This is a genomic window from Corynebacterium sp. HMSC034A01 (assembly GCF_001838175.1).
Classification (GTDB): Bacteria; Actinomycetota; Actinomycetes; order Mycobacteriales; family Mycobacteriaceae; genus Corynebacterium.
This window is the reverse complement of record NZ_KV835978.1, coordinates 35,281-57,391: the sequence shown is the minus strand read 5'-3', so window position 1 is coordinate 57,391 and position 22,111 is coordinate 35,281. Positions and strand designations below refer to the sequence as shown.

The following is a 22,111-nucleotide window of genomic DNA, read 5'->3' as shown; positions in this document are numbered from 1 at the left end:
TGAGTCCTCCTTACCACGAAGACTTACGGACGCCAGGCAGCTCACCACGGTGAGCCATCTCGCGCATACGGACACGGGAAACACCGAACTTGCGGAGGTAGCCGCGGGGGCGGCCGTCACGCGAGTCACGGTTGCGCACGCGAGCCGGGGAGGCGTCGCGCGGCTGACGGTTGAGCTCGAACTGTGCCTCAAGACGGTCCTCGTCAGAGGTCTCCGGGTTCTTGATGATGGCCTTGAGCTCCTGACGACGCTCCGCGTAGCGGGCGACGATCTCTTTACGCTGCTCGTTCTTAGCGATCTTGGACTTCTTCGCCATGGATTATCGCTCCTCGCGGAATTCGACGTGCTTGCGAACAACCGGGTCGTACTTCTTCAGCGTGATGCGATCCGGGTTGTTGCGCTTGTTCTTACGGGTCACATAGGTGAAACCGGTGCCCGCAGTGGACTTGAGCTTGATGATCGGGCGGATATCGTTACGTGCCATTAGATCTTCTCACCTCGTGCGCGGATCTGAGCGACGACGGACTCGATGCCGTCGCGGTCAATGACCTTCAGACCCTTGGTGGAGACGTTCAGGGTAATGGTACGGCCCTCGGAGGGCAGGTAGAACCGACGCTTCTGCACGTTGGGGTTCCAACGGCGCGAGTGGCGGCGGTGCGAGTGCGAGACGGTCTTGCCGAAAGACGGCTTACGTCCCGTGACCTGGCAATGTGCCGACATGGGTTAGCTTCCTTACTCTTCTTGCCGCCCACGACACGATCGCTATGTGAGGAAAGCGCCAGGTGAGAAGCGGAGTGAGGGTCCGCGACCAGCGCAAGTGCAATCGGTTGACGCAGGCGTATACGTGTACTTCGACAACAGCGAGAGTAAACAGTACATGTTCAGCGCCGAAACTCCTAATCTCAGGCGGCAAGGCTTGCCAACAACACGGCGAGTGGCGCCAGTACACACCCGAATGCCGCAAACACAGCCCAGGGGACGTTTACGCCGGCGCGTTTGAGCTGGTCATGCCACAACAGCGTAGCCAGGGACGCCCACGGTGTCACCAGTGGGCCGAAGTTTACGCCGATAAGCAGTTGCATAGGCTCACCATGCTCAAGAAGGAGATACGCCGGCAGGTTGTTGACGAGGTTCGCGGTGACCGCGCCCGAAAGTGCGGCCGGTGCGTGGACAGGCAGTGGCGGAAGCATTGCGACGGCTGAAGAAATGGCGACCACGAGCGCCAGCGACTGCCACGGGATCAGGTTGCCGCGCTTTTCGACGCCTACTGTTAACGCCATTACCGTCGCACCAGCCGTACTGCTGACCCAAAAGGGGATGGGGGTAAGTAGCGCGACGACGGTCGCCCCGAGAATCCATGGTGCAGCGCCCGGGGTGGGTGGGGCGCTCGGGCGCTGGCGGCCCGGTTCAGGTCGAAAGAGTCCGCGCGCGACGTAGGAGGCAGCTACGGCTACAGCTATGCCGGTGAGTGCAGGGCGCCACGATGCTGCGAGGAATCCATAGGTGGTTGAAAAGTGCTCGAACGCCAGCAGGTTCGTCAGGTTAGATACCGGGAGAAGCAGTGAACCGAGGTTGGCGATCCATACCACCGATAAAGATAGTGCGACGACGCTCAGCCGGTTGCGACGCGCCACCGTCACTGCCAGCGGTGTGAGCATGATCGCCGTGGTGTCAAGGGAAAGAAAAATAGTGACAAGGACGCACAGGACGAGGAAGGCGGGCCATACGAAACGCGTGCGTTCAATGCGTGCGGCCATCGCCTCGAACACGCCAGCGTGCGCAGCACGGTTCACCATGGCCGACATCGATGCGGCAAAGATCAAGACGGGTAGCAACCGTGCGGCTTCCGCTTTTGCGGCGGAGGCGTCGAGAAGGGCCAGAACGGCGAAAAGAGCGACAGCCGCGGCAGGCCAGAAGATAGAGGCAAAGCGCACGAAGCTGGAGTTTAGAGCCCGAAAGCCTTGGCAAGGTGTAGCGCGAGTACCGTGCGGTCGCGCGCGTCGAGTTTCCGGAGCAGCGCAGACACGTGGTTTTTCACGGTGCCTTCAGCCAGGAAGAGTGAACTCGCAATTTCCTGGTTGTTCATGCCTTGTGCGACCTTTTCGGCGACGGAACGCTCCGTCGGTGTCAGAATTGTCAGCTGCGGGTTACCTGCGACGTAGCGGGCAATCCGCGGATCGAGGACGAGACCGCCCTGTGCGGTGGCGACGATAGCGCTGGATAATTCTTCAGGAGAAACATCTTTGAGGATGTAACCGGAGGCGCCGGCGTCGAGCAGCCGCTTGACCAAGCTAGCGTCGTCGAAAGTGGTGAGCACGAGTACGGGGACGTGGGGGCTGCAGTCGCGTACGACCCCAACCCCGTCGGTTCCCGGCATGGCGGCGTCGGTGACCACCACGTCGACATCGCAGCGCCGTGCGAGGTTCAGCGCTTGTGCGCCGTCAGTTGTCGTCGCGGCAACCTCGACCCGGTCATCGGTTTCCAGGATGAGCCGGAGGCCGCGCAGGAGCATCTCGTGATCGTCGATGAGCAGTGCGCGTGTGGTCATGGTTTCTCCTTGAGGTGCAGTTCAATGCGAAACCCGCCGTCGATGCCGCCGTGGGGGACCGTGAGGATTTCGCCGTGGAGTCCCGCGGCGCGTTCGCGAAGCGAGGTGATGCCGAAAGCCTCCGGCCCAGTCGTTCCCACTCCATTGTCGGTCACAGAGAGTATTCGGCCAGCAAGAACGATTCGGGCTTTCGTGGCGTGCGAATGGCGCAGCACGTTTGTCAGAGCCTCCTGGCAAAAATGCAGCATGAGCATGCGCTCTTCGGTGGAGTACTTCGCTTGCGTTGTGTGGGAGAAATCAACGTCTAAAGATGTAGTTGCGAAAGACGCCGCCAGATGAGACAGCGCGGACTCGATATCCTCGTCCGGGTGAGCGGCAGGCTTCATTGCGCGCACGGTTGCGCGCATCTCGTGCAGGGCCTCCGACACATTTGCACGAGCTCGTGCGATCTCGTCATCGCGCTTCTCCGCGTCGGGGATGCGGAGTGCGTAGTCGAGGCTGAGGCCGATAGTGGTGAGGCGGTGCCCGAGGGCATCGTGAAGCGTTGCCGCGATTCTCTCGCGCTCTTTCGCCATCGCCATGTCCTGCTGATGCGCCTCGTGCCAGCGTTGCCGGGAAACCGTGGAAGCGAGATTGAGGCCCACGGCAGCCGCGGCGGCACCGGCGAGCGTTTCGTAAGCGGTTTTGCCGGCCGGGGCGTGAACCGTGACCTGTGCGGCGAAAGCGGCTACTACGATTGCGCCCGCGTACACGTACGCTGCCCGTTTGCCCAGACTCATATGCACCGCAACGACAGCGCACCACAAAACGAGGATGCTGATCGGGTTGTTCGCGGTACCGAGGATGGCGAACGCGCACAAAGAGAAACACACCGCGGCAACCTTGTGTTCCGTCCTGCGCCACGCCACCCAGGCCGCAATGGTGAGCACGGCGACTGCCAGAAGTATTCCCTCTCGCACGAGTGCTGCTGACGCCAAGTTGAGGTACAGCACTGTGGTGAAGGCCAGGATGCTGTCCAACAGGTGCAGGTGGACACGGTTCATGGTGCTGAACCTACCCGCTGACACCCATGACCCGGGTCATGGATTTTGGTGACCGTATCTACTTTCCCGGCCGGTTTGCGCTCCATAAAGTCGCTCAACATGAATCCAAGAATTCCTGTCAATGCATTCGGCCTCGTGCTCCGCGCCGTCATCGCTGTAGCTGTGCTCATGGGGGCGAATCTTGCTCGGCTCCCGCTCGCCCCGTATGTGGACGAAACCCTCTTGTTTTGCCTGACTCCTGTGTTGGTGGTCGCATTCGTCGTTGTGTGGGTGCGCTGCGTTGAGCGGTCCCGCATCAATTGGAAAGGGGCGTGGGGGCTGCTTGGTGGCACGCTCGTGGTTGCCGTACCGATGGTCCTGGGCTGGGCATTGCTCTGGGCGATCCTCGGGCGCGGCCCGGAGATACCGGAGACGGCCGAGGCTGGCGACTATCCGGTTGTCGCAATCGTGGCGTGGATCCTCGTTCGCGCATACTTGCTGCAGGGGATCCCTGAAGAGCTGCTCTTCCGTGGCTGGCTTTTCGACGTCACGCGCCACCGCGAAGCGCTGACCGTGGTGTGGACAACCGCCGCCTTCACATTGATTCACTTAACCTCTGCGGGAGGGCAACAAAGTACTCTCGACCATGTCGTGTACTTGGCTATGCCTTTCGGGATGTCCATCCTCGGTGCTGCGCTGGTCTACTGCTTTGGCAGCTTCTGGTGGGCGGCAGGCTCGCATGGCGGAATGCACCTCATGCTCGCGGTGTTGAGCTTGGCCTTTCCGGTTGAACTTGGCAATCTTGCATGGCTCGTGCTCGGCCTGGCGCAGGCGCTGGCCGGAGCGCTGCTGCTGTGGTGGCGAAATGTGAAACTGCGCGATTCGGAAAAACTCGCCTAGGCAAGTATAATCCTGCAGGTTGTTCGGCAATCGCCGGATGAGAAGACCATTTCGCACCCAACTCGGGCACGATCTTCGCGCGATGCGAGCGTGGAGAACCGACCCGTAGTTCAATCCTGAGGGAGACGAATCACATGAGGAAAGATATTCACCCGGATTACCACCCGGTGATTTTCCAGGACGCAAACACGGGCCACAAGTTCCTGACGCGCTCCACCCTGACCTCCGCACGCACTGAGCAGTGGGAAGACGGCAACGAGTACCCGCTCGTGGTCGTGGACGTCACCGCCGAGTCCCACCCGTTCTGGACCGGCGCACAGCGTCTCATGGACACCGCTGGTCGCGTGGAGAAGTTCAACCAGCGTTTCGGTGGCATGGCCCGCCGCAAGAAGAAGGCCAACTAGAGGGGATAAAGGAGACTCGTCATGGCAACACCGAAGTTCAAGAAGTCCCGCGCGAACACGCGCATGCGTCGTTCCCAGTGGAAGGCCGACAACGCCGACCTGCAGACCGTCAAGATCGATGGTCAGGAGGTACGCATCCCGCGCCGCCTGATCAAGGCCGCTCAGGCTGGTCTGATCGACGTCGAGCAGTTCTAAGCTTTTAAGGGTCGTAAAAGACCCAACGAACAAACCGGGATCCCCAGGTGGGACCCGGTTTTTTCAGCTTAATTCAACTCTGAGGAAAATATAAGTCATAATAATCCTATGAAAATTCTGGTAGCCGACGACGAGCAGGCCGTCCGTGAGTCGCTTCGGCGCTCGCTTCGCTTCAACGGATACGACGTCGTTCTCGCCGTAGATGGTGAAGACGCGCTTGACCAGATCCGTATCGAGCAGCCTGACCTGACCATCCTCGACCTCATGATGCCCAAGCTTGACGGCTTGGGCGTCTGCCGGACCCTACGTTCCTCGGGGTACGACGGCCCGATCCTCATGCTCACGGCTCGCGACGGCGTGTCCGACCGCGTCGCCGGTTTGGACGCGGGCGCGGACGACTACCTGCCCAAGCCTTTCGCCCTGGAGGAATTGTTGGCTCGTGTGGGCTCGCTGTTGCGCCGCACCCGTTCGGAGGCTCGGAAGGCCGCTGAAAAGGACCAGACACGCCTCCAGTTCGAGGATCTGGTCATGGACACCTCCACTCGCGACGTGACCCGTGGGGGCCGGGCAATCTCGCTGACCCGTACCGAGTTTGCGCTGCTGCACTTGCTGCTGCAGAACCCGCGCCACGTGCTGGCCCGCCAGACCATCCTGGAAGAGGTGTGGGGCTACGACTTCCCAACGTCCGGAAACGCTCTCGAGGTCTACATCGGCTACCTGCGCCGCAAGACTGAGGCGGGCGGCGAATCTCGTCTGATCCACACCGTCCGCGGCGTCGGCTATGTACTGCGGGAGACCGCTCCGTGATTTTGCGGCGCTTCACAGGCGAAGCGGAGCCGCAGGGGGCGGACACCCCCGGCCGATCCCTGCGGAACAGCTTGGCCGTTCTCGCCGGCGGCATCGTCGCTGTGGTCATTTTGTTGACCGCACTGTTTACCTACCGGCTTTCAGAAACAACTCGTCTGACCGTCATGGACGACGACCTGCGCACCCGCACCTACGGCGTGGCGTTGCAGTTGAAGGACCTGGATGGGGATGACCAGGAAGGCTTCAAACGGGCGCTCGCCGAGTTCCGTCGCGCCACCCCGTGGGTGAAGGTTTCGGCGGCACCCGCTGGCTCCAACGTGTTCTACGGTGACCCGGTGCCGGTGGCGGGGCCGTACACGGCGACGTCGTCAGGCGACATGCTCTCGCAGCGCACGGTGGCGGGCGAGCGCGTCGTGGTGCGCCGCAGCGACTCCGGCGTGACCGTGGCTATGTCGCAGCAGTTGGACGTGTTCGGCATCGTCTCCGGCAGTTGGGGCGCGGCTGCGCTGGTTATCGCTGGCACCGGCGGCCTTCTGGCGTGGGTTGCCGGCGCGGTGATCGCCGCGGTTGGCCTTCGGCCAGTGCGTCGGCTGCACAGGGCTATCGACGCCGCGAACGAGTCCGACCAACTGACCGAACTGCCCGTTGATGGCGACGACGAGTTCGCGGAGATCACAACGTCGGTCAATAAAATGATCTCCACGCTGGAGGACTCCAAGACTCGCCAGGCACAGTTGGTGGCGGATGCGGGCCACGAGCTGAAGACCCCGCTGACCTCGATGCGCACGAACATCGAGCTGTTGATGATGCTGTACAACTCCGGCCGCCAGGATCAGATCTCGGAGCAGGACCGCAAGGACCTGGAGCGCGACGTGATGGCGCAGATGGAGGAAATGTCCATTCTCATCGGCGACCTGGTCGACCTGACGCGAGACGAAGCGCAGCAAGGGGCCGAGCCTGAGGATTTCCGCCTGGACAAGGTGCTGGAGGAAGCCCTCGACCGTGTCCGGCGCCGCCGCCCGGACTTGGCGTTCCAATTCGAAGCCGACCCGTGGATTATCACCGGCGACCGGTTCGCCATGGGGCGTGCCCCGATCAACCTCATCGACAACGCCGCGAAGTGGTCTCCGCAGGGAGGCACCGTGCGCGTGTCGTTAAAGGCGGCGAAGCGCAACGCAGTGTTGATTGTGGACGACTCCGGCCCCGGCATTCCGGCAGACCAGCGCGAGAAGGTCTTCGAGCGCTTCTACCGCGCACCCGAGTCCCGTTCCATGCCGGGGTCCGGTTTGGGCCTTGCCATTGTGAAGCAGGTCTTCGACCGCCACAACGCCACCGTCGTGGTGGAGGAATCGGACGACGGCGGCGCGCGTTTCCGCGTCGTGTTCCCGGGCCGCCCGCCCGGGGCCGATGGCACGGAGGTTGAGGTCCCAGCCGCGACGACCACATCGCGTGTGATTCCCCGCAAGCGCTACAGTTAGACCCGCAGGCCAGGGTATACAGGATTCGTTCAGAGATTGTTACGAAATGCGGTGCATGCCCTCAAGTCCGGCCACAGGACGAGGGGGCATAATTGCCCCTCATGAGTGAAACGAATTTCCCGGGCGACACCTCCAGTTTCCCGGCAAACAATGGCGTCTATCAGGTGCAGCCCGAGCCCCAGCCACAGGCGCACCGACCCAGCAAAAGCGGCGGGAAGGGTGTCGGTGCGGCGTTTGCCGTCGCGTTGGCCACCGCTCTTGTGGCAGGCGGTGGCGCGGGATACCTTGCTGGTTCGTCCCAGTCGGGCAAGGGGGCCGAGAGTGCGCTGGAGAGCGCCGCAGAGGGTTCTTCGACGAAGTCGCAGGACAGGTCTGAAGGTGACTCGTCGCAAGGCGAGCTGCGTAACCCTGCGGTAGCGGATCCGGCCGAGGCTCCCGAGGGGTCCGTTGAGCAGGTGGCGGCTGCAGTGCTGCCGGCGGTGGTCTCCATCGAGGTCGCCACCCCTCGCGGCAGTGCGGAGGGCTCCGGCTCGATCATCTCTGCCGACGGCTATGTGCTGACCAACCATCACGTCATCGCCGGCGCCGACACGCCGGGGTCCAAGGTGCAGGTCACGCTTAACGACGGCTCACGTCGCAGCGCCCAGTTCGTCGCCTCCGACGTCAACACCGATGTCGGCGTGCTCAAAATCGACGACGTGCATGACCTGCCAGTGATGCAATTCGGCAACTCCGACGAGCTGCGCGTGGGCCAAGAGGTCGTCGCGGTGGGCTCCCCGCTGGGCCTGTCCGCGACGGTGACAAGCGGCATCGTCTCGGCGTTGAACCGCCCGGTGCGCGCCTCACAGGGAGGCGGCGAAAGCTCGTTGATGGACGGCATCCAAACCGACGCGGCGATCAACCCGGGCAACTCCGGCGGCCCGCTGGTGGACCGCAGCGGCAACCTCATCGGCATGAACTCTGCCATCGCGTCGCTGTCCGCGGGCGGCATGGGGCAGGGCGGCCAGGGCGGCTCCATCGGCCTCGGATTCGCTATCCCCTCAAACTTTGCAAAACGCGTGGCGGATCAGCTGATTGAAACGGGCGAGGCCACCCAGCCGATGCTCGGCGTGCGTGTGAGCGTCATGCAGAGCCTCAGCGGCGGTGCCGTCGTGGCGGGGGTGGAGCCGGGCAGCCCCGGTGAGCAGGCTGGTTTGCAACCCGGCGATGTGATCACGCGCCTGAACGACCGCCCCATCGACACTGCTGATGCCCTGATCGCGGCGACGCGCTCGAAGGAGTTCGGGGAGACAGTGACGTTGCAGGTGCAGCGGGAGGGGGAGTCGGAGCCGATTCCGGTAGAGGTGACCTTAAGTTCCGAGTAACTTCTTATCTGATCTATCCGCCCCGTTTTGCTTTGAGGGAGTCTGACCACGATGCCGGAATTGTTTGACGCGCTCGACATCACCGAGCCGGATGACGCGACGCTGCGCGCCTCCGAGCTGGAGAGCGATTCCCCGACGTCGCCGTGCGCAATTGTCGTGTTGGTGGGGGACCGCCGCTACGACGCGCCGGGCGACAACACCGACGAGATGGTGGTGGAGCTGCTGCGCGAGGTCGGCTACCAGGTCGACGGCGTGGTGCGCGTGAAGTCCAAGAAGTCCGAGATCCGCAAGGCTATAGAAACCGGTGTGGTCGGCGGCGTGGATCTGGTGCTCACCCTGGGCGGCACGGGTGTCGGGCCGCGCGACAAGACGCCGGAGGCGACTCGCGCGATTATCGACAAGGTGGTCCCGGGGGTCAGCCAGGCCATCCGCTCGTCCGGTCAAGCATGCGGTGCCGTGGACGCGTGCACCTCTCGCGGCATCTGTGGGGTGTCCGGCTCCACGGTCGTGGTCAACCTCGCATCCTCGCGCCAAGCGATTCGCGATGGCGTATCGACGGCGGCTCCGCTCGTGCGCCACCTCATCGACGAGCTGAACCAGCACTCGGTCTAAAACCTGCGCAGATCGAGGCAGCACACTGATGGAACGCAAGCGCAGGCGCGCTATACGCAAGGCGGACGTGGACTACGACCGCTCCGCGGACGCCGCGCCAACCACGCAGGCAAACGAAAACCCGGCCCTAGACGCTGAGCGCGAGGTGCTGCTCGGCGACGAAGAGCCGGGTTTGACTGGCCGCGATTTCTATGAGGCGGAGCGGCCGCCACACTACGGGGGCTAGCTTTCAGCCAGCCCCGTTCAAGGACGAACTAGTTCAGCGGCTTGTGCACGTTGTCCGGGGTCTGGCCTGCGAGCAGGTCGCGGATTTCCGCGAGCAGCTCGGTGTCGGTCGGCTCCGGCTCCTCTGGGTCGATGCCCTTGCGGCGCTTCTGAGTCTCGTCCAGCTTGTTCATCGGAGCAACGAGCAGGAAGTAGATCACTGCAGCGATGAGCAGGAAGTTGATGATGGCGGTGATAACGGCGCCGAAGTCGACGAAGGTCGCCTCGTTGCCCTCGCGGACGAAGAAGCCCAGACCGGAGTAGTCCACGCCACCCAGGGCAGCGAGCAGCGGGTTGATGATGGAGTCGGAGAACGCGGTGACAACTGCGGTGAATGCGGCGCCGATGACAACGCCGACGGCAAGTTCGATGACGTTGCCGCGCATGATGAAATCTTTAAACCCTTGAAGCATGGTTGGGGATATTAAACGGACGTGGACGGTTGCTCAACACAAGAGTCAGCGGTTCCGAGAGTGATGCCGCTGCCACGGCTGCAGCCTCACCTTGCCTGAGCAGCACCAACACCGCGTCGCCTTCCCCAGATGTGACGACAATCCCATTCTTTGCAACCACTTGCGGACCCTGGCCCACAACGTCAACTTCAGTCCCATGGTGGAGCATGGGCAAGATGTCCGGTTCCGCCAGGGGGACCGGCACCATCGAGAACTCTTCACCGTCCGGCTTGTCTTGCGTGAGCACGGCTGCCAGGTCGGGGCCCACCAATCGCGTCGCGGTGACTACCTCGCCGCGGGAAGCGGCCGCCGCGAGGAGTTGCCCTTCTGCGAGAGCAACGTCATCCAGCGCTGTCTCGGGCACCGATTCCGCTGGCAGGCGGCGTAACTCCAGGTCGTCCGAGGTGAGCACACTGCCGGGGGCGACATCGCGGGCGAAGGTGAGGGCCGGCGGGTCGGACCGTGAGGCGTCGATAAGCACATGCAACACAGCAGCAACGACGAGGAACGCAGCCAAGGCTCTGCGGACGATCACGGAGCGGCGGTAGCCGGGGGAGCGGAGGTTGTTCAAGCGTGCGGAAAGATCCATAGGGATTAGACGGACTCGAACGCCCCGCGGTTCCCTAGATACGGAAGAAACCTCCGGGCGTAATGACCGCGTCCACTGCCTGGTCGTGCGCGTCGTGGGGCACGGCGTCCACGACCTCCCAGTCGTAGACCACAGCCGCGACCGGAACTTCCAGGCCGGAAAGCGCTCGGTCGTAGTAGCCGGCACCCTTGCCCAAACGCATGCCTTGCCTATCGACGGCTAACGCCGGAGCCACAACCAGCCCGCAGGAGCGCAACACGTTCGAGTTGAAGCGCGGACCTTCAGGCTCCGTGATCCCCAGCGCGCCGGCCGTGTCCGTGTCTCCGAACTGCGCCCAGGCCAGCACACCGTCGGGGAGGGAAATAGGCAGTAATAATGCGCGGGCCGCTCCGGCGAGCTGCGCGGCGAAATCCGCCGGCCCCGGCTCGGACCCGAGCGGGTTGTAGGCAGCGACGTTGGTGCCGCGCGCGCCGAAGTCGTCGACGCATGCCAACGTCGCCGCCGCAATCGCCTGGTCGAGCTCGCGCTTCCGCTCCGTTCCGCGCAGGTCGCGCCGGGCAGCCAAGTGCGCGGCGCGCATGGCGGCCTTTGGGTGTGGGGCGGTTGAGTTCACTGGGGTGTGCATACTCCTCGCTTCTTCCGGGTCGCAGCCCGGTTGTGGGGGTTGGGGGCTGTAGGCTTTGCGTTTATGCAGAATTCTACTGACCACCCTGTTGATGCTGCGCGCGCTTCGGTGAAGACTGTTGTGGTGCCGGCTGCGGGTATGGGGACTCGTTTTTTGCCGGCGACGAAGACGGTGCCGAAGGAGCTTCTGCCGGTGGTGGATACACCGGGCATTGAGCTGATTGCTGAGGAGGCTGCTGCGTGCGGTGCGCAGCGCCTAGCTGTGGTGGTCGCGCCGAATAAGGAAGAGATCATGCGGCATTTCGGCGAGTTTTCGGACTTGCAGGAGCTGATGGTCGCCCGCGGCAAGCAGGCCCAGGCGGACAAGGTGGCCCGCGCCAACGGTTTGATTGAGGCTGTGGCGGTGACCCAGGATGAGCCGCTCGGGCTTGGCCATGCTGTCGGCTGCGCTGAGGAAGCGTTGGACGACGACGAGGATGCGGTTGCTGTGATGCTGCCGGATGATCTGGTGTTGCCGGCGGGTGTGATGGACAAGATGGTTGCGGTGCGTGAACGCCTTGGGGGTTCGGTGTTGTGCGCGTTTAACGTCTCGCGTGAGGAGGTGTTCAACTACGGCGTGTTCGACGTCGAGGATGCCCAGGCTGAGATTGACGGCGTTGAGGTGCTCAAGGTGCGCGGCATGGTGGAAAAGCCTGCTGTGGAGGATGCGCCGTCGACGCTCGTGGCTACCGGCCGGTATTTGTTGGACCGCGGGATTTTTGACGCGCTGCGCCGGATTGAGCCGGGTAAGGGTGGTGAGTTGCAGCTCACGGATGCGATTGAGTTGATGATTTCTGAGGGGCATCCGGTGCATGTGGTGGTGCATGAGGGGGGTCGCCACGACCTTGGTAACCCGGGCGGGTACATCCCGGCGAATGTGGACTTTGGTCTGCGGGACGAGAAGTACGGCCCGGCTTTGTATACCGCGGTGAAGAAGATCATCGCCGACTTCGAGGCAGAACACCCCGAGGTTGCAGCGAAGGCGCAGGACAACGCGTAAACGAAAGGGGCACGGGCCATGCGTAGCGTAGAGGACCAGCTTGCGGCCGTAGTGGATGCCGCGGCCGCCCCCGAACCGATCCGGGTGGCGCTGACGGACGCGCTCGGTCTGATGTGCGCCGAAGAAGTCACCTCCACCACGCAGGTTCCCGGTTTCCCCCAAGCGGCGGTGGACGGTTTCGCCGTGCGCGCGGTAGACGTGGGCGGCACCGCTGGGCTGCGCAGGCCCGAGCGCCGCGACCGCGACCAGGACGAAGACGGCGAGGAAGCCCCCGCCGCCCCGCAGCCGAATCGCGAGCGCGCCCTTCCCGTGGTGGGTGAGGTGCCCGCCGGCTCCCAGAAGCCACTGCGCCTGCAGCCGCGCCAGGCGGTGCGTGTCGCCACCGGCGCGCCGCTGCCGACGCTCGCCGACGCGGTGCTGCCGCTGGAGTGGACGGACCGCGGCCGCAAGCGTGTCACCCCGCAGCGTCCCGTACGCACTGGCGATTTCGTGCGCCGGCCCGGCGACGACATCCAGCCCGGCGACATCGCCGTGCGCCAGGGGGCGGTGCTCGGCCCCGCCCAGATCGGCCTTGCCGCCGCCGCTGGCCGCGACAAGCTGCTGGTGTATCCGCGGCCCCGCGTGACCGTGATGAGTTACGGCCTGGAACTGGTGGACCTAGACCGCCGCCCCGGCTTGGGGCAGGTCTTCGACATCGCCTCCTACGTCGTGGCAGCGGCCGCTAAAGAAGCGGGCGCGGACGTGCACCGCGCCGGCATTATCAACGCCGAGCCGCGCCGCATGCGCGAGACTGTGGCCGGCCATATCGCAAAAAGCGAGTTCGTCATCATCACCGGCGCCGTCGGCGGCTCCGGCGCGGCTCCCATCCAGGAGATCCTGCGCGAGCTCGGGCAGATCGACACCACGCGCGTGGCCATGCACCCCGGCTCCGTGCAGGGCTTCGGCTTAGTGGGTGAAGAGCGCGTCCCGGCGTTCCTCTTGCCGTCCAACCCGGTGAGTGCGCTGGTGATTGCGGAAACATTTATCCGCCCCGCCATCCGCAGCTCCCTGGGCAAGACTGCGGTGACGCGACGCACCGTCAAGGCCCGTTCACTTCGCGAACTCAGCTCAATTCCCGGCCGCTGCGGCTACATCCGCGCCCGCCTCATGCGCGACGCCGATACCGGCGACTACCTGGTCGAGCCGCTGTCCGCGCTGGAAGCCGGGCCCGCCCACCTGCTGGCCGGTTTCGCGGAGGCCAACGCGATGATCCATCTGCCGGAGGATGCTGTGCACGTGCGTCCCGGCGACATCGTGGACGTCGAGTTCCTCCGCCAGCGCAGCTAGGCGCCGACCATGTTCGCCATGTTCCGCCAGCCCACCCCGGGGTGGCCAGAATCCACGCCGGCCGCCACGCTTCCCGACGGCGCATCCGTCCGCCTGCGCCCCCTGTCTTCCCGCGACGGGGAGGAGTGGTCGGGCACGAGACACGTCGATAAGCAATGGCTTCAACCCGTCGAGCCCACGGTGGAGGGCACCTGGGAGGACGCGCACTCTCACGCGGCGTGGCGCAACACCTGGCTCAACCTGAAGCGGCTGGCCAACCAGGGCACCGTGGTGCCGCTGGTCATCGAGGTTGACGGCGACTTCGCCGGGCAGGTCACCCTGGGCAACATCCAGCACGGCATCGTTTCCGAGTGCTGGGTGGGCTACTGGGTGCACTCGCCGTTTATGGGCCGCGGGGTGGCCACCGCCGCGTGCGCGCTGGGTGTGGACCACGCGTTTTCCCGCGTCGGTCTGCACCGCGTGACCGCCACCTACCTGCCGCACAACCCCGCCTCCGGCAAGGTGCTCAAGCTCAACGGCTTCCGCGAGGAGGGCTACTTGCGGCGCAACCTGCACATCGACGGGCAGTGGCGCGACCACCACTTCGTGGCCCTGAACTCCGACGATTTCCCCACTACGGCCGTGCAGCGCCTGCGCGAGGCTGGCCGGGTGCGCTAGAGGCGAAAAACAGCTGCGGCCCACCGGCGCGCCGACCCGTTCGCCTGCGCAAGTGCCGATACCGTGGACTCCTGACTTTAAGGGTGCAACTGACGCGGAAAGGTGGCATCGCCCATGGGCAGCCCGAGTTTAATGATCATCTTGATCCTGGTCGTGTGGATCATCGTCCTCGCGCCGTTGATGATCGGTAACAACAAGCCGATCCGCCGCTCCGGCGACGGCTACGACGAAACGCGCGTGCTGCACGAGGGCGGCACCACGCCGATGGCCGAGCGCCGCCGCCCGAAGCTCACCGCCGCCGACATTCACCGCCACAGCGAGGACACCGACTACGAGGTCGTCGAGGCGACGGACGCCGATGAGCAGGTGCTTATCGACGACGCTCCCGCTCTGCGCACCCTCTTCCGCCGCCCCGGCGCCGAAGATCAGGCCGACCACATCGACGGCGAAGTCATCGAGCATGCCGAAGACGACACTGCAGGCGAAGCCGAACCGGCAGATGCTGAGACGGCCGGAGCCGAATCGGCCGAGGGCGGGTCCACCAAGGTCGTCGCCAACGAGACCGGCGGCTCCACCTCTGTGAAGGTCCTCGCCGCGGAGGATGCTGCAGAGGACGATGCCGCCGACACCGATACCGACGCCGGCGGCGCCGACGAGGCTGAGGCAGAGTCCAACCGCTACGAGCTGGACGAGTCCTACACCGCACCCGAGGACTTTGGCTACGCGGACGAGACCGGAGGCGTCGAGAAGCAGGGCGCCCCGGAAACGGACGTTGAGGAAGCACCGGAAGATTTTGACGACGAGGTCGACACCGCAGAGGTCGCCGAAGCGGGCGACGAGGACCTCGCCTTCGCCGCTGCGCGCCGCGGCCGCGGCGGATTCGACCCGGAGCGCGACAAGAAGAACACCGCCACCCGCTTCCAGCGCCGCCAGCGCACCCTGCTGGCGCTCATCGCCGCCTGCGTGGTCACCTTCGTCGTGGCGTTTGTGGCGGGTGGCTGGACCTGGGTGCTGCCCGCCGTGTCGGTGGGGCTTACCGCATGGTTCATGATCGCGTTGCGTCGCGTGGTGCTGCAAGAGCGAGCCCTGCACGCCCGCCGCCTGCGTCAGCTGCGCCGTGCCCGCATGGGCGTGGCTATGAGCAACCACGTCGAGCACCCGCGTGACGCACGCCTGCGCGCGGGCTCCGTCGTGCTGGACCTGGACGACGAAAGCCCCGACTTTGACACCCTGCCGTCCGCCCGCTACGCGCCGGACAACGACCCCGGCTACGACGACTACGAAGACCTCGGCGGCTACGGCACCCGTGCCTCCTAAAACCGTGAAAACCTCCACTGCGCTGGCGATTTAGCCGGCGCGTGGGGGAGGAGTAACGTAACGAGCGTGCCCAAGGGGCTATAGCTCAGTTGGTAGAGCGTCGCGTTCGCAATGCGAAGGTCAGGGGTTCGATTCCCCTTAGCTCCACAATTCGATAAAACCCCTGGTCATGTTTGGCCAGGGGTTTTTGTATCTGCCCTGGTAGGTGCACTATTCCTTTGTTGCCGCACGTTGCCATGTGTTGCCGTGGTATGAAGCCTATACGCAACAGTTACGCAACACAGTTGCGCAACGTCACCGCAACACCGAGGAGCCCAACATGGCGACAAAGCGCCGCAGCCGCAACGGGTGGGGCACCGTGCGCAAAACCCGCGACAGATTCACCGCGCAGTACACCGGGCCCGATGGAGCCCGCCACACGCCGGGCTACAGTTTCGCCACCCGCACCGACGCGCAGGGCTGGTTGGCCGCAGAGCGCCGCCTGATCGACCGGGAGGAGTGGGCACCGCCTAAGCAACGTGCGCAACAGGCCGCAGCCGCCGCACGCCTGGAGGAGGAGCGCGGCATGACAGTGGGCGAGCTGGTAGATGATTGGCTGGCGCGCGCAGACCTCAAACCAACCACCCGCGCCACCCACCGCAAGCGCCTGGAGCTACGCGCGCTGCCCGACGATGTGCCCGGGCTCAACTCGCTGCGCCACGTGCGCGTGGTGGACGTAGACCGGCAGCGGGTGCGGCAGTGGGTAGAGGAGATGCAGGCTATTTGGCCCTACGGTCAAGACGGCTACAGCACCAGCTACCACGCACACCAAAAGCTCACCACCGCGTTTAACTGGGCCCGCGATGAACTGGAGCTAATCGACGGCAACCCGGTGCCGCTGGTGAAGATGCGCAAGCCCGAGAACCGTAAACGGGATGAAGCCGTCTACACCGATGCCGAGGCCGAGGCACTGGTGCAAGGGTTCCCCGAGTGGTTGCGTCACGCGCCGCAGATCATGTTGTGGGGCGGGCTGCGCCTCGGGGAGCTGCTAGAGCTGCGCCGCAAAGACCTCACCGGGCTAGAGCCCGGCGCGACAATGACGCTGCGGGTGCGCCGCTCCATGCAAGACGTGGACAAGCCCGGCGGCGGCAAACAAACCGTGATCAACTCCACCCCGAAAAGCGCAGCGGCGGTGCGCGATGTGGTGGTGCCCGCCGACATTGCCGACGCTATCCGCGACCACCTCACCGAGGCGGGCAAAACAGACCCCGAGGCGCTGGTGGTGTCACGCAAGAACGGTAGGCAGTTCACCCAGCACGGCTACCGGGATAAGTATTTTAAGGCCGCGAAAGAACACGCGGGCAGGGTGGATACCTCACCGCATAGCTGCCGCCGGTTCTACGGCACGCAACTGGTGCGCCTGGTCATGGCCGGGCAGCTCTCAATGGAGGAGGCCCGCCGCCTGATGGGCCACGAAACAGTGGAACAGTTGATGGAGTACCAGCGCGCAGAGGTTGGCTACCAGCAGCGCGCCGCCGCCGCACTGGCGGGGATACGCCGCGCAGCCGCGCCGGGCATGGAGACAGAGGAGGAGCGCGATGCACAAAAAGCGTGAGCGAGGGCTGACTAAGTACGAGGAGCTGGAGCACGCTGGGGTGGCCCAGCCATTCTTGACACGTCAAAAGCACGCCTTGAGCCCTAATCGAATAGAAATTTTGCGGGAATGGGACAGATTGCGGGAGGCCTGGGACAAGACCTATGCAGACGCAGGGGAGGGGCCGGCGCAGGTGCCTGGGGGAGAGATATTGGGCACCTACAAAGTGATTTCTGTAACGAATGCTGCCGGCAAAGTGTCGGGCACGTTTTTCCTCTTTACTCGTGAGGAGGAGGTGCGTGAGCTGTTCATCACAGCACCGCAGCGTGGGTTGCCGCCCAACCCCTATGTTCGTTCCCCGCTCAATGTTGTCCGCTGGAAGATTTGGGAGGTTGAAGCAGCGGCTAAATACCCTGGTGCTGCCCTTAATCCGAACCCGAAAAACGTTGATGATGTGAGGCCATACAGTGAGTTGTTCGGGGGAGTTGATTGGTCACTCTTGCCCCGAGACGAGGAGTACGTGTTCAGCGGATTGTGGGATGCAATGCAGAACAAGGGGCAACGCCCGGTAACGGGGGTGACGCTTCTTCCAGCGAACAATTGTGATCACCGGTTTAGGTTTCGCGACGGCACCGATGGTTTTACCGTGCGAGGTTCGAAATTAGCCCCTGCGCTCCATGCTGTGCGGCAGGCGGGGGAGCGCAAGATTTCGTTGCACACGTTGCGACAAGTGATTGCACGTTTGTAACAGTGCTATCCTGATGCCAGTGGTGGCCCCTCGGGGCAACAAACTACAGCGTGTTGTGCGCTGCCGCTCCAGTCGGCCAGGCGGGGATGTTAGACCCCGCCCCAGGCGTTCACCGAACACAGCTCAAGAGGGGCTGCGTTCTCGTCTGGGTTATGCCTAAACAAACCCAGGGTCATGCCGGGGCAGTTAAAGCTGCCCGGGTTACGTACACCCTGGAGGGTTTATCAATGCCGCAGACGGCACAAGGCGCGAAACCGCGCATGATCACCATCCCGCAGGCCGCAGAACTTTACCAAGTAGGTGAGCGCACGCTGCGCCGCTACATTGCCGAGGGCAATCTAGTTGCCTACCGTCTCGGGCGCTCTATCCGGTTGCGCCCCGAAGATGTGGATAACCTGTTCACCCGCACCGATGCATGGGCAGGGGGTGAACGCTAATGCGCCCCGCACAATGGACAGAGGTAGCAGCCCGTGCAATGTGGGCTGGCAACTATCCCACCGAGGCACACAGCACCGAGCCCGCCGGCGAACTTTCGATTTGGTGCCTGCGCAACCGGCAAACCAACCTGGATGCCGCGCCCTACCGCCTGCGCCTGGAGCGCACCGATGGGGACACCGTAGAGGTGCCGGCCTCCCGAGCTGATTTGCTCCATCTCGCATATTCGGTGCTTGCCGCTGCGCTGGAGGGGTGGCCCGAGGAGCTGCGCCGCCGCGCCTACACCGAGGTAATCGCGCCCGGCTACTACAACACGGGGGAGGTGAACTAAATGAACGGCGTGCAGTTCACAGACCGCGCAATTTTTCACACAAAGGTTGCGCACAGTGGGGAACAGATGATCACCGGAGATGTGGCAGTTAGCTGCCTATCCACCAAACCCGGCGCGCCGGTGGGCCTGTATTCGCTCCACCTGATCAACGCTGAGACGATGGAGACGGTAGAGGTCATGCTGGATGCCCGCACCCTCGGGCAGCTCGGTGCCTGGATTAAGGCACAGGCCGGTGGTGCTCGGTGAACAACGCAAAGAAAACGCCCCCGGTGCTCGGCACACAACCAGGGGACGTAATCAAGTGGTCGGACGTTGATCACGATACCCAATACCACGGTCTTTATCCTGCGCAGTTCCGCGCCGCAGCCGCCGAGTGGTACACCGCCCGCGGCCTGGAGGTAGGCCCGTTACGCGGCAAGGTGCCGATGCCGCGCTACGTGCCACACGGCAAGGACAGTTTCACCGCAGACGTACCCACCGTGCAGCAATGGTGGGCACACACACCCGGCGCGAACATTGGGCTACGCCCGCCCGCGGGCTACGTAGTGGTGGACGTGGACGTAAAAGACGGCGCGCCCGGCGCGCAGACGTGGGCAGAGCTCAACGCCGGGCGCAGCGTGCCTGACACGCTCACCATGATCACCGGCACCGGCGGGTGGCACCTGTGGTTCCGCCTGCCGTTCAACGCCACGCTGCGTGGACAACTTGCGCACACCTCCTCGGGTGTTGATCTGAAAACCCGGCGTGGCTATGTGGTGGTGGCACCCTCGGTGCACCCCGATGGTGGGATGTACCGGCTGCACACCTGGATGGAGCTGGAGGAGGTGCCCGAACTGCCCGTGTGGCTGCACAGGCACGCCTACAAGCCCGTGGAGGTCACGCCCGCACCACAACGTCACAACACAGCTGGGGGCAACGGCAGCGGCCTTATAGAGGCCGTGGCGAGTGCACCAGCAGGCAACCGCAACAACACGCTGATTTGGGCCGCGTGCCGCAACGCAGAGGAGGCCCTGGGCATGGACGAGGAGCTAGTGCAAGCCGCAACCCGCGCCGGGCTACCCGAGGCCGAGGCGCGCCGCACGATCGCATCCGGTGCCCGCATGTACAGCAACGGAGGAGGTGCCGCAGCATGACTAACCGTAAGTTCGATTCTGTCTACACTGTGGCGCAATGGGAGCAGCTGGAGCATGAGGTATTCGATGGTGCCGGTGATGCGCTCCAGCGGGTGCGTGACTACGCCCGGGCGAACAACCGCCCGCCTATTGCTTTCCTGGTTGCGTGCGCGCTGTACGCGCTGACTGCCACGCCCGGGCGGGTGCGATTCGATGCGGGGCTAGGCCCCGGCGCGCCCAACCTTTTCGTGGTGCTGATGGGCAGGCCCGGCGGCGGCAAGGACAAGCTGATCGAGGCTGCATCCGATGCAGTTACGGTGCTACAGGCGGGTGATGATCTGGGCTTGCAGTTGCGCCCGCAGAGTCATGGCATCGGCTCGGGTGAGGGGCTTTTAACCTCCCTCCAGCCCGAGGGTGAGGGGCAGGCCGGGCCGTCGATTCTGTTCACGGTCACCGAGGTGGGCCTGATGGGTGCACTCTCCGAGCGGCAGGGCAGTACGCTGCGCCCGCATCTGTTGAACATCTACAGCGGCGGCGAGCTCACACTGAACAACCGCAAGGACAAGCTGCGAGTGGAGCGCGGCAATTATCGCGCCGGGCTGGTGCTCGGTGCGCAGCCGGATAAGACGGGGTTCATCATTAGCGGGCAGGACGATGGGTTTAAGCACCGCTTTGTGTTCGTGGAGGTGTTCGACCCGCTGCGCAAGCCGGGCGAGGAGTACCCGCCGGTGAACCTGCACCCGGTAATGGTGCCCTCCTCGGTGTTGGACGGCACCCCGATGGGTGTCGCGCCCGCTATTCGGGAAAAGGTGCTGCGCAACAATGAGGAGACGCTGATGTATGGCCCGCCGCTAGACGGTGGTGGGCACCGCATGTTCACCACGCTCAAGTTGGCAATGGGGCTTACGTTGCTGCGCTCGGGTGATCGGATAGAGGAGGGAGATTACCGGCGGGCAGAGGGGCTGATGGGTTTTTCTGCCGCTATTGCACGCGGCTGTGAGGCACACCTGGAGGGCCAACAGGTGGAGGAGGCGGCGCTGCGTCTGGAGCGCAAGGATGCTGCCGAGGAGGCCGTGCAGGCCCGCGCAAAGGTAAAAGCCCGCCCGCTGATCTTGAAAGCAGTCGCTGATGCTGATGGGCAGGCGGTGCCGTCTAGTCCGCTGCGGCAACGGATGCGCGGCAACCAGCGCGGTGCTTTCGATGCGGTGCTGGATGAATTCATGGCCGCAGATGTGGTGCACCAGGTCGAGGAGGAGGGCACGAAACGCCCCATGCTGATTCGTGGCGGTGCTTTCGATGCCGCAATGGATAAATACCAGGTGTCCTAGGCGTCCTACGTGTCCTGTGCTGGTCACAGCATGTTTTCGGGTGTCCTAGGTGGTGTCCTGGGTGTCCTACCCACCCGAGGCGCACAGGACACCTAGGACAGTGGATAGGACAGTGTAAAACCATCGTCTACCTGCACAGGACACTTAGGACGGTCAGGACACCTGCCGACAACAAAACCGGCTCTTCGCGTTTGGGAGTGCGTAGGTCGTTTTCGGGGTGCTTGGGTGTGGCACAAGATGTGGGGGTCCTTGCTGGGTTAAGGATTTAGGTGTTCAAGCCAATCCGAACTCAACAAGGACCCTGCAATGCAGCCTAGTTTCAACATCGTCGCCAGGAGAAACTGAAATCACAGGGCAACTGGCGAACGCTAGTTCTGTCCGAGATCGAAAGGCGTGACACCGGAAAGGCTGTTCGGATCGAGCCGCGTGGTGATGCCGATCCTGTTCCACGCGTTGATCGTGACAATCGCCATCAGCAGATTACGCGCGCCCTTTTCCCCGTGAAGGCGCTCAACGCGGTTCCAGAGCTCATCTGGCACGGATTCTTCGCCGCGGATCTTCGTCACTGCATCGGTGAGCTCTAGTGCCGCGTGCTCTTCATCGGAGAAGACATCGGGAGTTTCCGTCCAGTTCTCCACACGGCCGATTTTCTCTTCCGTCCAGCCGTCTTTCCTAGCATCGCGACGGTGCATAGCAAGGCAGTATGTGCACTGGTTGATTGCAGAGGCCCGCAGCTGCACGAGATGCGAGTAGTCCTTGTCCACACGGGCCCGCACGTACGTCTCCATACCGAGCATGGGCGCGTAGGCGACTTTCGGGATTGGTTTCCGGTTATTCGGTGCCATGCAGGAAGTCTACATCTCACCCGACCACTCGCATCAGTCAATCTTCCAGATCTATCAATGGCCTAGTGGGGGAAGCAACGGCAGGAAAACGCCGCTTAAAGCGGGCAGGGGAGAAGTCCCCACGGGTACCGCCGGATGCGC

General features: G+C 63.9%; 29 protein-coding genes and 1 tRNA gene. 20 read left to right on the top strand and 10 right to left on the bottom strand.

All coding sequences use genetic code 11. The features are described from left to right. Nucleotides 1-10 precede the first annotated feature (10 nt). The 6 genes from rpsN to HMPREF2791_RS10250 all read right to left on the bottom strand — a co-directional run bounded on the left by rpsN (nt 11) and on the right by HMPREF2791_RS10250 (nt 3,591). On the bottom strand, nt 11-316 hold the full coding sequence (gene rpsN, locus HMPREF2791_RS10275; protein WP_070472882.1) for a 30S ribosomal protein S14: 306 nt from the start codon (nt 314-316) through the stop codon (nt 11-13). Between the two features lie 3 nt (nt 317-319). Next, complete coding sequence (gene rpmG, locus HMPREF2791_RS10270; RefSeq protein ID WP_006841072.1) at nt 320-484, bottom strand: 50S ribosomal protein L33; 165 nt, start codon at nt 482-484, stop codon at nt 320-322. Next, nucleotides 484-720 (bottom strand): 50S ribosomal protein L28, encoded by a 237-nt coding sequence (gene rpmB / locus HMPREF2791_RS10265; RefSeq protein ID WP_070472878.1) that lies wholly within the window; start codon nt 718-720, stop codon nt 484-486. Before rpmB ends, rpmG begins: the two co-directional genes overlap by 1 nt. Before the next feature lie 182 nt (nt 721-902). Further along, on the bottom strand, nt 903-1,934 hold the full coding sequence (locus HMPREF2791_RS10260) for an SLC13 family permease (protein ID WP_083290126.1): 1,032 nt from the start codon (nt 1,932-1,934) through the stop codon (nt 903-905). 11 nt (nt 1,935-1,945) lie between these two features. Beyond that, entirely contained in the window at nt 1,946-2,548 is a 603-nt protein-coding gene (locus HMPREF2791_RS10255; protein WP_070472876.1) for a response regulator, read from the bottom strand. Continuing rightward, nucleotides 2,545-3,591, bottom strand: a complete 1,047-nt coding sequence (locus tag HMPREF2791_RS10250) for a sensor histidine kinase (RefSeq protein ID WP_070472874.1) — start codon at nt 3,589-3,591, stop codon at nt 2,545-2,547. Before HMPREF2791_RS10250 ends, HMPREF2791_RS10255 begins: the two co-directional genes overlap by 4 nt. Nucleotides 3,592-3,639: 48 nt before the next feature. Here HMPREF2791_RS10250 and HMPREF2791_RS10245 point away from each other — a divergent pair, with 48 nt between their 5' ends. The 8 genes from HMPREF2791_RS10245 (at nt 3,640) to HMPREF2791_RS10210 (ending at nt 9,556) form a co-directional block, all read left to right on the top strand. Next, nucleotides 3,640-4,470, top strand: a complete 831-nt coding sequence (locus HMPREF2791_RS10245; protein ID WP_141764976.1) for a CPBP family intramembrane glutamic endopeptidase — start codon at nt 3,640-3,642, stop codon at nt 4,468-4,470. A gap of 134 nt (nt 4,471-4,604) precedes the next feature. Beyond that, nucleotides 4,605-4,874 (top strand): type B 50S ribosomal protein L31, encoded by a 270-nt coding sequence (locus HMPREF2791_RS10240; RefSeq protein ID WP_034999480.1) that lies wholly within the window; start codon nt 4,605-4,607, stop codon nt 4,872-4,874. 21 nt (nt 4,875-4,895) lie between these two features. After that, nucleotides 4,896-5,069, top strand: a complete 174-nt coding sequence (gene rpmF / locus HMPREF2791_RS10235; protein ID WP_070472869.1) for a 50S ribosomal protein L32 — start codon at nt 4,896-4,898, stop codon at nt 5,067-5,069. 108 nt (nt 5,070-5,177) lie between these two features. Beyond that, complete coding sequence (locus tag HMPREF2791_RS10230) at nt 5,178-5,876, top strand: response regulator transcription factor (protein WP_070472866.1); 699 nt, start codon at nt 5,178-5,180, stop codon at nt 5,874-5,876. Nucleotides 5,877-5,947: 71 nt separating this feature from the next. Beyond that, nucleotides 5,948-7,354, top strand: coding sequence for a HAMP domain-containing sensor histidine kinase (locus HMPREF2791_RS10225; RefSeq protein ID WP_246825503.1), 1,407 nt, complete (start codon nt 5,948-5,950; stop codon nt 7,352-7,354). Between the two features lie 101 nt (nt 7,355-7,455). Continuing rightward, nucleotides 7,456-8,718, top strand: a complete 1,263-nt coding sequence (locus HMPREF2791_RS10220) for a S1C family serine protease (RefSeq protein ID WP_083290125.1) — start codon at nt 7,456-7,458, stop codon at nt 8,716-8,718. A 51-nt stretch (nt 8,719-8,769) separates the two neighbouring features. Beyond that, nucleotides 8,770-9,330 carry a MogA/MoaB family molybdenum cofactor biosynthesis protein gene (locus HMPREF2791_RS10215; protein ID WP_070472860.1) on the top strand — a complete coding sequence of 187 codons (561 nt, stop codon included), beginning with the start codon at nt 8,770-8,772 and terminating at the stop codon, nt 9,328-9,330. A gap of 28 nt (nt 9,331-9,358) precedes the next feature. Further along, nucleotides 9,359-9,556: a hypothetical protein gene (locus HMPREF2791_RS10210; protein WP_070472857.1), complete on the top strand. Its 198-nt coding sequence runs from the start codon at nt 9,359-9,361 to the stop codon at nt 9,554-9,556. A gap of 28 nt (nt 9,557-9,584) precedes the next feature. Here the strand turns inward: HMPREF2791_RS10210 and mscL are convergent, their stop codons facing one another. The 3 genes from mscL to HMPREF2791_RS10195 are packed head-to-tail and all read right to left on the bottom strand — an operon-like array spanning nt 9,585 to nt 11,260. After that, the gene (mscL, locus tag HMPREF2791_RS10205; protein WP_070472855.1) at nt 9,585-10,007 is read right to left on the bottom strand and encodes a large conductance mechanosensitive channel protein MscL; all 423 of its coding nucleotides are present in this window, start codon (nt 10,005-10,007) and stop codon (nt 9,585-9,587) included. Then, a complete protein-coding gene (locus tag HMPREF2791_RS10200) occupies nt 9,991-10,635 on the bottom strand; it encodes an SAF domain-containing protein (RefSeq protein WP_070472852.1) in 645 nt (214 codons plus the stop codon). Before HMPREF2791_RS10200 ends, mscL begins: the two co-directional genes overlap by 17 nt. 34 nt (nt 10,636-10,669) lie before the next feature. Continuing rightward, the gene (locus HMPREF2791_RS10195) at nt 10,670-11,260 is read right to left on the bottom strand and encodes a 5-formyltetrahydrofolate cyclo-ligase (RefSeq protein WP_141764975.1); all 591 of its coding nucleotides are present in this window, start codon (nt 11,258-11,260) and stop codon (nt 10,670-10,672) included. Nucleotides 11,261-11,323: 63 nt separating this feature from the next. Between HMPREF2791_RS10195 and HMPREF2791_RS10190 the strand changes: the two genes are divergently transcribed. The 12 genes from HMPREF2791_RS10190 to HMPREF2791_RS10135 all read left to right on the top strand — a co-directional run bounded on the left by HMPREF2791_RS10190 (nt 11,324) and on the right by HMPREF2791_RS10135 (nt 21,125). Then, on the top strand, nt 11,324-12,298 hold the full coding sequence (locus tag HMPREF2791_RS10190) for a UTP--glucose-1-phosphate uridylyltransferase (protein ID WP_070472848.1): 975 nt from the start codon (nt 11,324-11,326) through the stop codon (nt 12,296-12,298). Nucleotides 12,299-12,316: 18 nt separating this feature from the next. Next, on the top strand, nt 12,317-13,624 hold the full coding sequence (glp, locus tag HMPREF2791_RS10185; RefSeq protein ID WP_070845232.1) for a molybdotransferase-like divisome protein Glp: 1,308 nt from the start codon (nt 12,317-12,319) through the stop codon (nt 13,622-13,624). Between the two features lie 9 nt (nt 13,625-13,633). Then, nucleotides 13,634-14,281, top strand: a complete 648-nt coding sequence (locus HMPREF2791_RS10180) for a GNAT family N-acetyltransferase (RefSeq protein ID WP_371336003.1) — start codon at nt 13,634-13,636, stop codon at nt 14,279-14,281. Between the two features lie 114 nt (nt 14,282-14,395). Continuing rightward, on the top strand, nt 14,396-15,598 hold the full coding sequence (glpR, locus tag HMPREF2791_RS10175) for a divisome protein SepX/GlpR (protein WP_141741273.1): 1,203 nt from the start codon (nt 14,396-14,398) through the stop codon (nt 15,596-15,598). A 74-nt stretch (nt 15,599-15,672) separates the two neighbouring features. Then, nucleotides 15,673-15,745 (top strand) — tRNA-Ala (locus tag HMPREF2791_RS10170). A 172-nt stretch (nt 15,746-15,917) separates the two neighbouring features. Beyond that, nucleotides 15,918-17,192: a tyrosine-type recombinase/integrase gene (locus tag HMPREF2791_RS10165; protein ID WP_070472840.1), complete on the top strand. Its 1,275-nt coding sequence runs from the start codon at nt 15,918-15,920 to the stop codon at nt 17,190-17,192. Further along, nucleotides 17,176-17,919, top strand: coding sequence for a hypothetical protein (locus HMPREF2791_RS10160; protein ID WP_070845231.1), 744 nt, complete (start codon nt 17,176-17,178; stop codon nt 17,917-17,919). The genes HMPREF2791_RS10165 and HMPREF2791_RS10160 overlap by 17 nt, the downstream gene beginning before the upstream one ends. Nucleotides 17,920-18,179: 260 nt before the next feature. After that, a complete protein-coding gene (locus HMPREF2791_RS10155) occupies nt 18,180-18,356 on the top strand; it encodes a helix-turn-helix domain-containing protein (protein WP_246815172.1) in 177 nt (58 codons plus the stop codon). A gap of 38 nt (nt 18,357-18,394) precedes the next feature. Next, nucleotides 18,395-18,685 carry a hypothetical protein gene (locus HMPREF2791_RS10150; protein WP_070472834.1) on the top strand — a complete coding sequence of 97 codons (291 nt, stop codon included), beginning with the start codon at nt 18,395-18,397 and terminating at the stop codon, nt 18,683-18,685. A 66-nt stretch (nt 18,686-18,751) separates the two neighbouring features. Beyond that, nucleotides 18,752-18,931: a hypothetical protein gene (locus tag HMPREF2791_RS10145; RefSeq protein WP_141741272.1), complete on the top strand. Its 180-nt coding sequence runs from the start codon at nt 18,752-18,754 to the stop codon at nt 18,929-18,931. Then, nucleotides 18,928-19,818, top strand: a complete 891-nt coding sequence (locus HMPREF2791_RS10140; protein ID WP_246815171.1) for a bifunctional DNA primase/polymerase — start codon at nt 18,928-18,930, stop codon at nt 19,816-19,818. The genes HMPREF2791_RS10145 and HMPREF2791_RS10140 overlap by 4 nt, the downstream gene beginning before the upstream one ends. Further along, the gene (locus tag HMPREF2791_RS10135) at nt 19,815-21,125 is read left to right on the top strand and encodes a DUF3987 domain-containing protein (RefSeq protein WP_070845230.1); all 1,311 of its coding nucleotides are present in this window, start codon (nt 19,815-19,817) and stop codon (nt 21,123-21,125) included. Before HMPREF2791_RS10140 ends, HMPREF2791_RS10135 begins: the two co-directional genes overlap by 4 nt. 368 nt (nt 21,126-21,493) lie before the next feature. On the opposite strand, the gene HMPREF2791_RS10130 is transcribed toward HMPREF2791_RS10135, so the two are convergent. Continuing rightward, entirely contained in the window at nt 21,494-21,970 is a 477-nt protein-coding gene (locus tag HMPREF2791_RS10130; RefSeq protein ID WP_070472828.1) for a carboxymuconolactone decarboxylase family protein, read from the bottom strand. Nucleotides 21,971-22,111 lie beyond the last annotated feature (141 nt).

Coding starts and splice junctions, on each gene's coding strand:
- rpmF (WP_070472869.1), top strand. CDS start 4,896: ATGGCAACACCGAAGTTCAAGAAGTCCCGCGCGAACACGCGCATGCGT.
- HMPREF2791_RS10250 (WP_070472874.1), bottom strand. CDS start 3,591: ATGAACCGTGTCCACCTGCACCTGTTGGACAGCATCCTGGCCTTCACC.
- HMPREF2791_RS10135 (WP_070845230.1), top strand. CDS start 19,815: ATGACTAACCGTAAGTTCGATTCTGTCTACACTGTGGCGCAATGGGAG.
- HMPREF2791_RS10160 (WP_070845231.1), top strand. CDS start 17,176: ATGCACAAAAAGCGTGAGCGAGGGCTGACTAAGTACGAGGAGCTGGAG.
- HMPREF2791_RS10165 (WP_070472840.1), top strand. CDS start 15,918: ATGGCGACAAAGCGCCGCAGCCGCAACGGGTGGGGCACCGTGCGCAAA.
- HMPREF2791_RS10255 (WP_070472876.1), bottom strand. CDS start 2,548: ATGACCACACGCGCACTGCTCATCGACGATCACGAGATGCTCCTGCGC.
- glp (WP_070845232.1), top strand. CDS start 12,317: ATGCGTAGCGTAGAGGACCAGCTTGCGGCCGTAGTGGATGCCGCGGCC.
- HMPREF2791_RS10240 (WP_034999480.1), top strand. CDS start 4,605: ATGAGGAAAGATATTCACCCGGATTACCACCCGGTGATTTTCCAGGAC.
- HMPREF2791_RS10215 (WP_070472860.1), top strand. CDS start 8,770: ATGCCGGAATTGTTTGACGCGCTCGACATCACCGAGCCGGATGACGCG.
- rpmB (WP_070472878.1), bottom strand. CDS start 720: ATGTCGGCACATTGCCAGGTCACGGGACGTAAGCCGTCTTTCGGCAAG.
- HMPREF2791_RS10200 (WP_070472852.1), bottom strand. CDS start 10,635: ATGGATCTTTCCGCACGCTTGAACAACCTCCGCTCCCCCGGCTACCGC.
- HMPREF2791_RS10145 (WP_141741272.1), top strand. CDS start 18,752: ATGATCACCGGAGATGTGGCAGTTAGCTGCCTATCCACCAAACCCGGC.
- mscL (WP_070472855.1), bottom strand. CDS start 10,007: ATGCTTCAAGGGTTTAAAGATTTCATCATGCGCGGCAACGTCATCGAA.
- HMPREF2791_RS10195 (WP_141764975.1), bottom strand. CDS start 11,260: ATGCACACCCCAGTGAACTCAACCGCCCCACACCCAAAGGCCGCCATG.
- HMPREF2791_RS10150 (WP_070472834.1), top strand. CDS start 18,395: ATGTGGGCTGGCAACTATCCCACCGAGGCACACAGCACCGAGCCCGCC.
- rpmG (WP_006841072.1), bottom strand. CDS start 484: ATGGCACGTAACGATATCCGCCCGATCATCAAGCTCAAGTCCACTGCG.
- HMPREF2791_RS10130 (WP_070472828.1), bottom strand. CDS start 21,970: ATGGCACCGAATAACCGGAAACCAATCCCGAAAGTCGCCTACGCGCCC.
- glpR (WP_141741273.1), top strand. CDS start 14,396: ATGGGCAGCCCGAGTTTAATGATCATCTTGATCCTGGTCGTGTGGATC.
- HMPREF2791_RS10220 (WP_083290125.1), top strand. CDS start 7,456: ATGAGTGAAACGAATTTCCCGGGCGACACCTCCAGTTTCCCGGCAAAC.
- HMPREF2791_RS10180 (WP_371336003.1), top strand. CDS start 13,634: ATGTTCGCCATGTTCCGCCAGCCCACCCCGGGGTGGCCAGAATCCACG.
- HMPREF2791_RS10230 (WP_070472866.1), top strand. CDS start 5,178: ATGAAAATTCTGGTAGCCGACGACGAGCAGGCCGTCCGTGAGTCGCTT.
- rpsN (WP_070472882.1), bottom strand. CDS start 316: ATGGCGAAGAAGTCCAAGATCGCTAAGAACGAGCAGCGTAAAGAGATC.
- HMPREF2791_RS10210 (WP_070472857.1), top strand. CDS start 9,359: ATGGAACGCAAGCGCAGGCGCGCTATACGCAAGGCGGACGTGGACTAC.
- HMPREF2791_RS10190 (WP_070472848.1), top strand. CDS start 11,324: ATGCAGAATTCTACTGACCACCCTGTTGATGCTGCGCGCGCTTCGGTG.
- HMPREF2791_RS10155 (WP_246815172.1), top strand. CDS start 18,180: ATGATCACCATCCCGCAGGCCGCAGAACTTTACCAAGTAGGTGAGCGC.